The organism is Draconibacterium sediminis (assembly GCF_000949475.1).
In the GTDB taxonomy this organism is placed as follows: Bacteria; Bacteroidota; Bacteroidia; order Bacteroidales; family Prolixibacteraceae; genus Draconibacterium; species Draconibacterium sediminis.
Genome location: NZ_JRHC01000001.1, coordinates 1,842,317 through 1,856,115, shown reverse-complemented (window position 1 = coordinate 1,856,115; position 13,799 = coordinate 1,842,317). Strand labels below are relative to the sequence as shown.

Genomic DNA, 13,799 nt, shown 5'->3' with positions numbered 1-13,799 from the left:
TGAAATTATGTATTTCTAATTTATTTTACTTGTTCAATAACAGCAGCCCAACCTCCGTCTCTGGCCAGATCTATTTCAATCGTTTCTCCGCTACTCACATTCTTAGTTACTTTTTTATAATCCATAGCCTGCACATTGGCGTTTACACCATCTTGAAAAGCGGTCATTTTATAGGCAGCTCCTTCGTTAAGAAAATCAAGATTTAATTTGAAGCTACGTTCTTTGGTATCGGTAATTGCACCAATAAACCATTTGTCTTTACTACGCCTGGCAACAACAATGTACTCTCCGGCTTTCGCCTGTAAAACACGGGTTTCGTCCCAAACAACCGGAACACTGGTAATAAATTCGGTACATTCCCGCTCACGATAATAATAAAATGGGTTATCTGCCAGCATTTGAATTCCACTTTCAAGTGTTACGTACAAAGCCAGTTGATAAGCACGTGTACCGATACTAACCGGGTTTGTTCGGGTAGATTTATAATCTTCGGGATGAACAGAATTCATTGCTCCGGGAGTAAAATCTGCAGGCCCAACAGCATTTCTTATAAATGGGAGATACGCGTTATTCTTAGTGGTTGCCCGTCCGCCTCCAATATTTTGTTCCATGCCTACGATACCTTCATAGGAAAGAATATTTGGCAAGGCACGTTCCATCCCCGCCGGTTTAAAAGATCCGTGATAATCAACAAAAAGATGGTATTTGGCAGCCTCGCGTGCAACTCTTTCGTAATAGTTTACCATCCATTGATCGCTCCTGTCCATAAAATCGATCTTAACTCCGGCAATTCCCCATTCACTAAAGGTTTTAAATAAATCCATATTGTTTTCAACGGTCAGCCATGTTAACCACAAAACAATTTTTACATTTTTAGTCTTTCCATATTCAATTAGCTTGAATAAATCGATCGTGGGATTTGGAGTATAGGGATCGCGGGTAGATTTTGCCCAGCCTTCATCCATTATGATGTAAGGAATGCCAAAATCAGAAGCAAAATCAATGTAATATTTATAGGAATCCAGGTTATATCCTGATTTAAAATCCACCCCATACAAACGTGCATCGTGCCACCATTCCCAGCTTACCTGCCCTGGTTTTATCCAGTCAACATTTCCCAATTCATTGGGCCGCGATAATTTGAAAACCATTTCATTTTCGAAGATTTGTTTGTCTTCGCTACTGATCATAAAAACACGCCATGGGAAACGGCGCGATCCTGTTGTTTTTGCAATATAGTTCGCCTCTTTAATTATCTTCAGACTGCGGTCACCATCTTCGCCAAATTCAAGCGGACATTTAGGAAATGTACTGTTCATCGCATTTCCTTCAACGCCTTTCATAAATAAACATGGATAATCAAACAGGTCGGCTTCTGAAAATAAAATCTTGAAACGCTGTTTACTGTCAATCAGAATAGGTAGTGTGCTTTTAGCTAAACCTTCGGCGTCAGCTGTATTCGATTCAACATACGATATTTCGTACGAAGTTTTGAATGAACGTGTCGGTGAGAGCACGGCATCGAAAGTGGACGGAAACTGAAGATGAACCGCTTCATCCAATACTTCAATGTCTTTGTCACCCTTATTTGTGATAAAACGATAAGCAACTCCATCATTGTAAGCTCTGAATTCAACAGAATAATCACCTTTGAATTTTAACAAAAGAACATTGCAATGATTATCAACAACAGCGTTCTTTAATGGAATTTCACGGTTGATCTGCTCTTGAATGGTACTACGTTTTTTTTGGGTAAGATTCGGGTTTTCACCCAAAATCTGATCTTTTAACCGGAGCTCCAAGTAGCTCTTTTCCAACAACAAAAAGTTATTGGCACTAACCGAGTAATAAATTCTGTCGGCCAATTCAATTCGAACCTTGATATTGTTATCAGGAGATGTTAGTTCTTCGATGCCTCCCTTGGCAATCGCAGAACCGGAATACAGACAAACCAGTAAAATGCCAAAAAATACTTTCGTAATCTTAAATAATTTTAGTTTGAAATCTAATCGCTTCATTTATTGTTGATTTAGGTAATTGAGTCGTCATCATCCGATTAATCCATTTTCAGTACATAATTACTTTTGCCTGATATGACTTATTTCCCGTGATGACTCGAATAAAATAAATTCCTGGAGTCCTGATTTCCGGTAAGACAGAGATCTGCCCGCTATCTGATAAATCTTTTGATTTGAATGTTTGCATCAACTGCCCCGCCTGGTTATACAAATACAGATCACATTCGTTCTCTGTTTTTTCCGGCAAATGAATGCTGATTTCCTCGCCTGCCAAAACCGGGTTGGGAAATATCGTTAGCATTTGTCTTTTTTCGGAAATTTCAATTTCGTCTACATCAGTAACCGGATTTAAAGTGCTGTAAGCAACATTTAAAAACGATGAAGCGGCAGCAGCCTGCCCCATCATACCAATATCTGAAGGATTTTCGTTTATTCTGTTCAGATTCCATTTTCCATCCACATCGTTATAGCTACTTGCGTAGTAACCGCGCTTATCTCTGTTGTAGGCACTTAGAAAATCCATAATATCAGCCGCAATGTTATAAAATCGATCCTCTGCCGTTTCCCGGTACATATCCAACAAAGCATCAATCATATCATCGCCACCCCAAAACGAAATCTCGCTTAAGCCTTGTCCCGGTTTATACCAACGATCGATACAACTGTTCATCATTTCGTGGGCATCATCAAGGTATCTTTGCTCGTTTGTAAGCTGATACAAAAGAATTGCATTTTGAATAACAACCGTGGTTTGGTAGGCCCGATAACCACCTCCCCAGGCCTGATTTCCGTTAACTGTACCATTCAGCGACCAGCTGCCGTTTTGGTAATAACTGGCCTGGTTAAACAGTTTTGTATTCGAATCTTTAATTTTTACCGAAAAATCATTCTCCAACTCGTAATAAGTCAATGCTTCGTTCAGGTATCGGGTTTCGTCTGTGTACTGATACAGTTTGGCAGCGGCGTAACTGGTGTAATTAACCGACATGGAAAATAACATTCCAAAGCCAAGTTGATCTTCGTGTTGCGGAATGGCGTAGCGACTGTCGCGAATTTCGTTGTTAAACTCGTAGGCCACTTTCAGATTTTCAAGAGCGGTAGCATCCTGCGCCTGATCATAAATCATACTGAACGGCATCATCAGTTGTCCGTTGTCATCGTAAAAACGGTTTCCTGTATTTCCCGGAAGTACCGCATAACCGGTTCTTCCCGCTGTTGTAACTTTGTACGTGTCGATAGCCCACAGGTAGTTAAACAAAAGCCTTTCGTATTTTTCAGGATTTAATTTCCAGGCATTTGTTAATGCCCGTAACATATGCGAAGCCGGCCAAACAAAACTGCTTGCTTGTTTAAAATTTGATGATTCATCAATTGCTTCTGCATACAAACCATTGCTTTTGTTGTAAAACTCGTGGTGAATTTGATCCAGTAACCTTTCACCGAAGTACTGGTATTTATTGTCGTATAAATCAACCGGCACTAACGCTTCAATATCGTTAGCATTAGCAGTGGTACCTTTTATCGAAATTGTATCGTTTTGATAGTTTGAAGTTTCGGCAGTGTAAACCAGATATGCAGATTGATCGTCAACTTTCCGGAATGAAAACTCGCCTGGGATTTTGGTTTCTGTCACACTCCAATCGGTAATAACTTCTCCGGCAACACTTAACAACACCGAGTCTTTTCCACTGTCCAGAATTTTCAGACTTCCGTTAACGAGAATATTGTCTTTTTGCGTCCATTCTGTTCCTGCTCCTCTTTTCAGATTATGCTGTGAGGTTAGATCCATAATGGAATCACCCTGTCCTTCATTCAACAGCCAGTTGGCTACCAGACCATCTTCGTTGCCATTGAGTTGAATGCTTTTATTTAAGTTAATTTCTTCTGCTGTTCGAGCTGTATTCCAAACTCTGAAATCGGATAATTTACCATCCAAACGGCGGTTTTTCCACTCCGAACCTTCGCCCATAAAAACATGGGTTCCCGATGCAATCATTGGTTTACTCAAAGTTCCGTTGCCAACCAAAATGCCATCAACAAAAATTTTCACCTCATTGTTGGTACTCACAGAAACGGCAACATGTTGCCATTTGCCTGTTTCGAGTTGGTTTCCGGTAGTTGTAACGGCTTCCCATTCTCCGGTTCCCACATTTACTTCTACGTTTCCGTTTGAATTAAACCGAAATGCAAATCCAACCGAACCGGAAGCAGCGTTCCACGACTCATCGGCAAGTATGTAGTTTCCGGCCCAACTGTCGATATATATCCGGGTTTCGATGGTAAAATCACCGGAAACATACTCATCAAAATTTCCGCAATCGATATAACTTTCGGGCTCATTGGTATTGAATTTCAGCACATAGCTCTGTGCTTTTGAATGCACTGCACACAATATAAATACCAGCGTCGCAATACCAATAAATACCGATCGTATCATTTGTTTTGTTAGTCTTTTAATCAATAACAAAGTTAGATTAAGGATTAATAAGCCCTTCTGCTTCCAATAAAGCGGCGGCCTCAATTAACATGGCTCCACTGGTTTGCGTGGTTAAATCGCTGGTGCTTCCCGGTTTGTTTTTCCAATATGTTCCGTAAAGCAATTTATTTTTATCGGTTCCTTCCTGCCACAGTTTTTCTGCATTGTATTTCAGAAATTGCAGGTAGCGGTTCCGGGTACCGTCTGATAAATCAGGATGAAGAATGAGTTGTGTGAAATAGCGTACAAATATTCCTTTAAACAAACCACCATCGCCGGCACCTTCATCTTTTAACAACCGGTCGCTACCATTTACCAAAGTATTCAGTGTATAATCGGCAGCTTTTTGCGCATCGTTTAAATAACTTTTCTCGCCCGTAATGTTATATAATTCGAGGGCCGAACCCAAAAATGTTCCCTGGTTATAGGTAAAAATCCAGGCTTTTTGAATATCTCCGGTACGACTGTCAATATTATCATAAACTGCTCCGTTGGCAGGATTAAAAAGATATTCCTTTTCCCAGTCGTAAATCTTTAGCGCCCATTCTTTATCCTCCTCATTGCCAAACTGCTGATAAAGTCGTGCAGCCAAAATAGAGGCCGGTCCGTTTGAACAGGCGTTTTTGCTGTATGGCTGATCTTTTTTCCACGAAATACCACCACCGGCATTGTCGTTCCATCCGGTTTGTATGTCTTCCCAAACCGAAATAGCCGCTGTTTTATAACGCTCCTGGTTGGTTGCATTATAAGCACGTAACATAGCCAGTGCATTCCATTCCATATCGTCGTAGAAAACGTTTAAAAACGTGTTGCCGTTTTTGGCTTTTACACCTTCGTACCAGTCATTAATGGTAGTCAGGTAAAAATTGTCTCCTGTCCTTTCGTAGGCATCTATGGCAACATCCAGCGCATGAGCCTGCGGCCAGTAGTGAAAATCAGTGTTATTCAGGTTATTGTAATGAAAATATGCTGCTGCCGGATTCCAGTATGAATAAATAAACGACGAGCTGCTGCTGTCGGCAGCCGCTGCCCAGCTTATTGCAGTTTCTTCACCACCGCCATTTCCCGGATCAACTTCATCCTTCTCACATGCCTGGAAAACAAACAGGCTAATTATCGCTAATACTATCAATCTTTTACTCATACCTCAATTTCTAAAAAAATAAACTGAGACAGGGTTTCCCCTGCCCCAGTTCTACCTTAACTCTATCTATTGATCACCAACTTTGATAACATTGTGTGTATAAGGTCCTTCTGCCCAGAAATAGGCAATTACATCGATGTAGGCCATATCCATAATTCCATCGAATTTCCACTTGTCGTCCCATCTCGATTCAGCAACAGGTGCCATGTAGTAATATTCTTCGTTTCCAGTTGGGCGGCCATCGGTTTGATTCAATGTACCCCACCATTCGTAAGCATCGTTACCATCGGCATCTTTAATGGTCATTCTGAATTTGTAACGCTCATCACGTCCCCAACCTTCCTGCTTGAATTCAAGCGGCTGGTTGCTTGCTTTAAAGATACCGCCACCCTGGTATGCCAAGGAATACAAGAACTCATCAGTTGGAGCAAAATGCAGCTGGAAGTCAACAATTTCAGTCATTACTACAGAACCAACAGTAAAATCGATATTGATACGGTAAACTGCAGTATTTTCAACTGTACTTGTTGAAGCACCTTCTTTAATTACACCGTTATCGATGTAGAACTGACGCGTTTCACCGGCTTTTCCATCGGTAAAGAAGTACTCTTCGCCCGCAGTAAGTTTAGTGTAAATTTCAAATTCACCTGGTGCAACTCCTTTCATAATGCTTGCATTGGCTAAATCACTTCCACCTTCCGATCCGGCACCTGTAACGAAAACATCACCAGGAACATCGGCGAAACCAGCCAATCGGGTAATTTCCATCGTTCTTACTTCCTCGCCTTTCAAATCGTTAATTCCTTTTGAAGAGAATACAGTCCATATGATTTTGCCTGTTTCTGCTGAACCGATACCCGCGAGCGCACATATTTTATTTAACTGTTTGTGCGTAATTGAAGCGTGATTATAACCTCCGTTATTATCCGAGGCCATTTTATAAATCGGTGCTGAGAAGTCACCTCCTTCAACATCAAAGGCCACTTCGTAAAGTACCATTCCACTGTCTTCAGCTTTTGCTGGCTCCCACTCAAAATATTCGGAAGCCGTTGCCGAGGTTTGTAACACCAATACCTTGTTATCGGCAGGTTCGTACAAAGTTTGTACTGCAGTAACACGTGTGTCTCTTAGTACTTCGTCTTCACATCCTGCAAAGGCAATAAGTAATGAAGTTAATATGGTAAGTTTTATAATTAGTGTTTTCATAATCGATATATGTTTGTGTTTATTGTTCATTTTTTGAATCACTTAAATTAGTAGCCTGGGTTTTGACCAAGATTTGGATTTATATCTTTTTGCGACTGCGGAACTGCCCATAAATAATCTCTTTCGGGATTAAAGGTTCTTTTATCGAGTCTGATGTAACCATTATCCATACTTGGATCGCCATATTTAGCTCCGTGCGGATTACCATTTAAAACGGTCTCTGCAGTTTCCCAACGACGAATATCAAAAATGCGTAATCCTTCCAGAGCCAGCTCTATGCGGCGTTCGCGGCGAATAATATCACGAAGATCAGCCTGGCTTAACGAACTATCAAAATTTAAAGCACTCGCATCCGAAAAACCGGCACGTTCGCGTATAACTTTAATAGTACTGTTCCAAACATTCTCATCCATCTGGCTCAGTTCGTTTTTAGCTTCGGCGTACATTAACAGCACATCGGCATAACGAATCAAAATCAAATTCAGGCCCGAAGTAAACGATGCCAGTGATTGCGGATCGTAGTACTTACGCATGTAATACCCTGTTGATGTAGAGTTGGTACCCTGACCTTTGTATTCATCCACTTCGGCACTTTCGTCAGGCGCAGTACCCGGCTTAATGTAAATGGTCTGAATTGTTCCGCTAGGCAATTTCCAAGGGAATTCGTGATAAACCACAGTTGCTGTTAAACGTGGGTCGCGACGAACATACGGATCGTTCTCGTCGTATCCCGAGTTTGCATCATCAATGGTTCTTCCGTTCATCATCAGGTAATCATCAACCAATTCCTGTGTTGGAGCCATTTGATTTACACGTGCTCCAACTGAAAGTGGTGCATAATCGAAATATTCTCCCCAGGTGCGTAACGACGGCACATATCCCAAATCAAGAATTACTTCATCGTTATATTCATTTTCAGGAAGGAAAATGCCTTCGTACGATGGGAACAAACTGTATGAACCATACTGATCAGAGTTAATCAACTCTTCGCAGGTGTTTACCACATTTTGCCAGTCGTTACTGTATAAGTAAGTTCTGGCTTTAAGTGCCACAGCAGCTCCGGCAGTAATTCTACCGTTATCTTCTTCACTGTATTCTTCGTTTGTTGGCAATACAGCAGCAACTGCGTCAAGCTCGTTACGTACAAAAGCCAGCACTTCTTCTTGCGAGGTTCTTGCAATTGTTTTCGATTCATCCAACGTAATATCGGTTTTAAATAACGGAACGTCGCCATACCATGTAGTTAAACGGAAATACAGGTAAGCACGGATAAAACGCGCTTCGGCATTCATTCTTGCTTTCAGGTCTTCGTCCATCCCTTCTACCCTGTCAACATTTTCAAGAAAAGTATGACAGGTTTTAATACCGGCGTAACAATCTCTCCATTCGTTTGCAAAACGATTGTTTGACGCATCAGCCTGTCCAGAAGAAATAATTTTCTCCGAACTCACTCCTCTACCTTCAAAAATATTATCGCTAAGCGCTTCTGTAGAGAAAAAGTAGCCCGAGTTATACATCTGGCTATAGGCCATGTTTAAAACCAGGTTGGCTTTTTCGGGCGATGTCCAGTAATTGGCTTCTGTAAACCTATTTGTTGGTGCCAAATCCAAATCGTTACAAGAAGTAAATAGTATTAAAATTAAACTTGCAACGCCGGCACTATATTTTAGAAATTTCATCTTCATGTCATTTAATTTTAAAATTCTAATTCTAAACCAAAACCGTAGTACTTAAGCGTAGGGTAATTCCGGCCGCTATTCGCTCCAATTCCTCCAACGCCCCCCATATTACTTCCAAACTCTGTTGATTCAGGATCGATAAAGGAAACATTTGAAAGTGTGAACAAATTCTGAGCATTTACACTCAATCGCAATTTTTGAACACCTACTTTTGAGGTCAATTCTTTTGGTAATGTGTAACCCAACTGGATGTTTTTTAAGCGCACATAAGCCGCATTAAAAATGTAGATATCAGATGGTTTGCCCCAGTTATGTATAGAAGATGATGATCCGGGAGCCGACAGTCGTGGCCATTCCGCATCAGGATTTACCGGAGTCCAGAAATCCAACTGATGCTGGTACATTACGTACGAGTAATTCGCGTGGAAAGGCTCCACAAGCTCACCGCGCAGGAACATATCGCGTTTTCCTACACCCTGAATTAACATACCAAGGTCAAATCCTTTCCAGGTAACATCGTAGTTCAATCCGAAAGTATAACGGGGGAATGCATTTCCTAAAACCTGACGGTCTTTGTCGTCGATAACACCATCGTTATTCTTGTCTACATATTTTACATCACCAGGCTCAACAGTTACTCCAATTGGTAAAACACTATTTTCGATATCCTCATAGCTTTGGAAATAGCCATCCGTTTTAAAACCAAAATACGATCCCAATGCCTCGCCTTCGCGAATAAGTTTACGTAGTTGATCATTTTCATCGATTCGTTCGTTACCACCAAAATCAACTACTTCATTCTGAGAATCAGCAAGATTTAATCTCACATTGTGTCCAACATCCCCTGTTTTGGCATGATAGTTTATGGTAACTTCCCATCCACGGTTTCTCATTTCGCCTGCATTTTCTTTTGGGAAGGCACCTCCAAATAAAGAAGGGAAAACCGGTGTTAACAAAATTTGGGAAGTAAGCTTATTAAAATAATCAACTGATACCGATAATTGATAATTGAAGAAAGTAGCATCGGCACCAATATTAAAGTTCTTTGATTGCTCCCATTGCAGCAGACTATTTCCTAAATCGAAACCTGTCCCTGCAACTGACTCATTGTTAAAACCATAACTGTTATTATACACGGTATAGGTTGTAAAGTACGCGTAATCATCAACATTTTGGTTACCCAACACACCATAGGAACCACGAAGTTTCAGGTCGCCAATATTGCTTTTGTAGTTGTCCATAAAACTTTCTTCAGACAAACGCCAGCCACCAGTAAACGACGGGAAAAATCCCCAGCGGTAGTCTTCAGCAAATTTTGAAGAACCATCGTAGCGGAAACTAAATTCGCCGTAATATTTGTCTTTATAGTTATAACCTGCACGGCCAAAAATAGAGTAAATACTTCTTTCTTGTGTTTGTGCCGGTGTGTTGTAACTATCCGGATCAATTTCTGTATCAGATTCCGGTAATCCGAGATCAGGGTCGGTATATCTCATCCTTATCTCGTTGGCCTGACGTTTATACGACTCGTTAGAAACCCCAATCAAACCGGACACATTATGGTCTTCGTTGAACGAACGGTTATAATCCAATAAAAACTGTGTATTCAGAATATACCTTTTCTCGTTGTAATCTTCTGTAGGTCTTGTTTCGTTGGCATACGAACTTGGTACTTCAGCAGTTGGGCTGGAGTAGAACGGAACTTCCAAACCTCTGATAAAACGGTGGTTTGCTCCTAAATCGAAGCCTAACATAGCTTTTGCCTTTAAACCTTTTGCCACATCCAGTTCGGCGTTCAAACTTCCAAGAAAATTATCATCGTCTTTTTTCTGAAAACCACCGGCCAATTGTCCGAGAGGGTTAAATTGCGAAAGTGCATCGTTGATCAGGTACTTACCGTTGTCGGCTTGCAATTGGTAAGTGTAGTATGGCGGAATTCGCGAACCGTCAACGATAAGGAATCCTGTACTGGCATTTGGCGCATTCTGCATGGTACGATTATAAGCCATTAAAGCACTTAATTTCAATTTACCGTATTGGTTTACCAGGTTGGTTCTGAAATTGTAACGCTCAATTCCGAAACTGCCAACAAAGTTACTTTCCTGGTTATAATAACCTGCAGAAACCATGTAGGTAGAAGTTTCGTTACCACCTGAAATACTCGCGTTGTAATTTTGCTGCAAGGCTGATTGCAGAATTCCATCAAGAAACCACTGTCCATCGCCGTTCTGCTGAAAATCTCTGATTTCTGCAGGAGTATATTGTGGTGGTGCATCCGCATTAATTAATGCTTGGTTTTTTAACAAGGCATTTTCGTAACCTTTTACAGGAGAAAACAATACATCCGGATCCTGAAAACCTGTCATTGAGCTAACACGCACAGTCGGCTTATCACTTTTCGCACCTTTTTTAGTGGTTACCAAAATTACCCCATTTGACGAGCGCGAACCGTAAATAGCAGCACTACCGGCGTCTTTTAACACCGATACATTTTCAATATCCGCCGGATTCAGGTTATTTAAACTTCCCATCTCGGTGATCATTCCGTCGATTACCACCAATGGGTTATTGTTATTCATGGTACTTACACCACGAATGTTAATATTCATGTTATTGTCGTTCGGGTTCATGCTGCGTTGCTGAATAACAAGGTTAGCCGAAGCTCCCTGTAAAGCCTGTACCGCATTTGCAACCGGACGATTTTCAATTAAATCTGAGTTTACCTGATCAACAGAACCAATCAGGTTTTTCTTTTGCATGGTACCGTAACCAATTACCACAACTTCCTCGATACCAATGGCGTCTTCTTCCATTACCACCGAAATATTGCTTTGGTTGCCCACAACAACTTCCTGCGATAGCATCCCAACAAATGAGAAAGACAGCATGGCATCAGGTCCAACATTGCTTACCTGGAAATTTCCATCAATGTCGGTAACCGTTCCCTGGGTAGTACCTTTTACAAACACTGTAACACCCGGAATTGGCAAACCATCAGCTCCGGTAACCGTTCCGGTTACGGACTGTTGTTGCACCGCCGGAAAGTTTGCATCATCAAACTCGCCTTTAAACAGGGCTACCTGCCTGCCAACAATTTTATACTCAACACCGGTGTTATAAAATATTTCTGTTAGAATTTTCTCGATGTCAGTATTTCTAAAACTAACTGACACTTTACGCTCTGTGTCGACTACATCCTCGGAGTAGAAAAAATAAAACTCGCTTTGATTTTCAATTTCTTCAAGGACACTTTTGACATCCGTATTTTTCAGTTCAACAGATAAGCGTGTTACCTGCGAATAGCTTTCCTTAGCCATTACTGAAAAAACACTAATACATAACAAAAACAAAGTTACTTTCATAAGTCTTAAAAGTTTTAAGAAGAAACTCCACAAAGGGATTTCCTTCAATCTCTTTTTTTTCATAGATTTGACGTATTAAGATTAATAATTCTGATAATTATTTTTCGGAGGTGGGGAAGTTGGTGGCTTCTCCACTTCTTTTATGTTTTTGGAGGTTTAGTTCTGGTTACTTATTCCATAGGCAGATATGTTATTTTATTGGTTTTACAATCAGTTTTCTTTCGTTCTTATCGTATTCATATTTTAACGACATTGTTATTTCCAACAAGTCCATCACTTCTGTAATCGACTCGTATTCTATTGTTGCCGTCAATTTTTTGTCTGAAATATATTGATCATCCAGTTCAATCGAAATATTATACCACCGCTCCAGCCGTTCAACAACATCTTTCAACGATTCATTTCTGAATATCAACTTATTATCAATCCACGACGAATAAATTTCGGTATCCACTTTTTGCACCTGAATTGAAGAGTTTTCAGCATCAATTACAGCTTGCTGTCCGGGTGCCAGAACTTTTTCTTCACCCGACTTTGAAATCAATTGTACTTTTCCCCTTTCCAATGTTACTTCAGGGTTGGTATTTGAATAACTCATTACATTAAAAGCCGTACCCAATACATTTACCTGTACATTCTCAGTAACAACTTCAAATGGTGTTTTGCTTTTCTGAACATCAAAATAGGCTTCTCCACTCAGTTTAACCAAACGCTTTTTTCTGCTGAATTCTTTCGGATATTCTATGGAAGAACCTGAGTTCAGCCAAACTTCAGAACCATCGGGTAAAACAAAATGGGTTTTTGAGGCCAGCGGCGTTGAAACAGTCTGCAGCTCGGCGCTACTGTTCGATTTCTCAAGTGTAAAAAACAGAGCAATGGCCAGGGGAATAAAAAGAACTGCTGCCACCCGGGTTAAATAAGTTACTAATTTTCGGGTTTTGCCTGTTCGTGGTTCCTGGCTATTTATTTCGTAATGAATTTTGTGTAGCGTATCCGATAAATCGGGAGTTTCTGTTTCCTCAGCTTTTGTATGTTTCCAATGCTCCTTCATATTGGCATCCAAAACCAACTGCTTGTCCGGTTTTACAAACAATTCAACAAACTGCTGAAACTCATCCTCCGTGCAATTGTTATCGATATATTTTTTGTAATATTCTTTCATATAATCTTGTACTCGCTTGTTAAACGTGTAAAGTATAAAAAACCCCTGCTTCGGATTTACATTTTTTTCATTTTTCTATCTTCATGAATCATACTCCCCTGTTTCATTCAGCCAGAATCTGAAAACATTTTATAGATTTGTGAGTTCTAGCTAACAGCGACAGATGAATAACGAGAAACTAATTAATCGATTTATTGACGGCGATAAAACTGCCATTAATGATTTGTATGCCGAATATAGCCCAAGGCTGTATCGCTTTGCAATGGCATACCTAAAATCGGAATCTGAAGTTCTCGATATCGTACAGGAAGTATTTGTTAATGTTTGGATGAACAGAAACAAATTGAAGAAAGACTCAAATCTCGACGCCTACTTATTTACGGTGGCTAAAAACACCATCGTTTCTGTTTTTCGCAAAAAACTTTCCGAAAAAGACTATTTGGAACACCTGAAAAACAAATCGATAACAAATAGCATCGATACTGAGTCGCAGTTTAACTACAACCAGTTATCCGACAAGCTCAACGACCTGATAGAACAACTACCTCCGCAACGAAAAAAAATATATCAACTTAGCAAAGAACAAGGTTTAGCGAATAAAACAATTGCTGCCGAACTTGGTATTTCAATAAAAACAGTTGAAGACCATTTAAGCAAAGCAAGCAAATTCATCAAAAAGAATTTAACCGAATACGGTTTCCTTGCCCTGCTTTTTATCGACCTGTTTGTTAACTCCAAATAACAGCTCCGGC

8 protein-coding genes are annotated in these 13,799 nt (G+C 40.4%); 1 reads left to right on the top strand and 7 read right to left on the bottom strand.

Going from position 1 to position 13,799, the window contains the following annotated elements:
* Positions 1 to 20 precede the first annotated feature (20 nt).
* The 7 genes from LH29_RS07420 to LH29_RS07390 all read right to left on the bottom strand — a co-directional run bounded on the left by LH29_RS07420 (position 21) and on the right by LH29_RS07390 (position 13,047).
* Positions 21 to 2,018 carry a glycoside hydrolase family 97 protein gene (locus tag LH29_RS07420; protein WP_045027307.1) on the bottom strand — a complete coding sequence of 666 codons (1,998 nt, stop codon included), beginning with the start codon at positions 2,016 to 2,018 and terminating at the stop codon, positions 21 to 23.
* Between the two features lie 49 nt (positions 2,019 to 2,067).
* Positions 2,068 to 4,455, bottom strand: coding sequence for a LamG-like jellyroll fold domain-containing protein (locus LH29_RS07415; protein ID WP_045027304.1), 2,388 nt, complete (start codon positions 4,453 to 4,455; stop codon positions 2,068 to 2,070).
* 37 nt (positions 4,456 to 4,492) lie between these two features.
* Positions 4,493 to 5,638 carry a glycoside hydrolase family 76 protein gene (locus LH29_RS07410; RefSeq protein WP_045027302.1) on the bottom strand — a complete coding sequence of 382 codons (1,146 nt, stop codon included), beginning with the start codon at positions 5,636 to 5,638 and terminating at the stop codon, positions 4,493 to 4,495.
* 66 nt (positions 5,639 to 5,704) lie between these two features.
* A complete protein-coding gene (locus tag LH29_RS07405; RefSeq protein WP_045028928.1) occupies positions 5,705 to 6,844 on the bottom strand; it encodes a SusE domain-containing protein in 1,140 nt (379 codons plus the stop codon).
* A 47-nt stretch (positions 6,845 to 6,891) separates the two neighbouring features.
* Entirely contained in the window at positions 6,892 to 8,529 is a 1,638-nt protein-coding gene (locus LH29_RS07400; RefSeq protein ID WP_045027299.1) for a RagB/SusD family nutrient uptake outer membrane protein, read from the bottom strand.
* A gap of 11 nt (positions 8,530 to 8,540) precedes the next feature.
* On the bottom strand, positions 8,541 to 11,885 hold the full coding sequence (locus LH29_RS07395; protein WP_157493606.1) for a TonB-dependent receptor: 3,345 nt from the start codon (positions 11,883 to 11,885) through the stop codon (positions 8,541 to 8,543).
* Between the two features lie 190 nt (positions 11,886 to 12,075).
* Positions 12,076 to 13,047: a FecR family protein gene (locus LH29_RS07390; RefSeq protein ID WP_045027297.1), complete on the bottom strand. Its 972-nt coding sequence runs from the start codon at positions 13,045 to 13,047 to the stop codon at positions 12,076 to 12,078.
* Between the two features lie 163 nt (positions 13,048 to 13,210).
* On the opposite strand from LH29_RS07390, the gene LH29_RS07385 reads away from it, so the two are divergent.
* Positions 13,211 to 13,789 (top strand): RNA polymerase sigma factor, encoded by a 579-nt coding sequence (locus tag LH29_RS07385; protein WP_045027294.1) that lies wholly within the window; start codon positions 13,211 to 13,213, stop codon positions 13,787 to 13,789.
* Positions 13,790 to 13,799 lie beyond the last annotated feature (10 nt).

What these genes read in the sequence shown, in the direction of transcription:
- LH29_RS07390 (WP_045027297.1), bottom strand. Translation starts at nt 13,047, where the DNA reads ATGAAAGAATATTACAAAAAATATATCGATAACAATTGCACGGAGGAT.
- LH29_RS07385 (WP_045027294.1), top strand. Translation starts at nt 13,211, where the DNA reads ATGAATAACGAGAAACTAATTAATCGATTTATTGACGGCGATAAAACT.
- LH29_RS07400 (WP_045027299.1), bottom strand. Translation starts at nt 8,529, where the DNA reads ATGAAGATGAAATTTCTAAAATATAGTGCCGGCGTTGCAAGTTTAATT.
- LH29_RS07405 (WP_045028928.1), bottom strand. Translation starts at nt 6,844, where the DNA reads ATGAAAACACTAATTATAAAACTTACCATATTAACTTCATTACTTATT.
- LH29_RS07395 (WP_157493606.1), bottom strand. Translation starts at nt 11,885, where the DNA reads ATGAAAGTAACTTTGTTTTTGTTATGTATTAGTGTTTTTTCAGTAATG.
- LH29_RS07415 (WP_045027304.1), bottom strand. Translation starts at nt 4,455, where the DNA reads ATGATACGATCGGTATTTATTGGTATTGCGACGCTGGTATTTATATTG.
- LH29_RS07410 (WP_045027302.1), bottom strand. Translation starts at nt 5,638, where the DNA reads ATGAGTAAAAGATTGATAGTATTAGCGATAATTAGCCTGTTTGTTTTC.
- LH29_RS07420 (WP_045027307.1), bottom strand. Translation starts at nt 2,018, where the DNA reads ATGAAGCGATTAGATTTCAAACTAAAATTATTTAAGATTACGAAAGTA.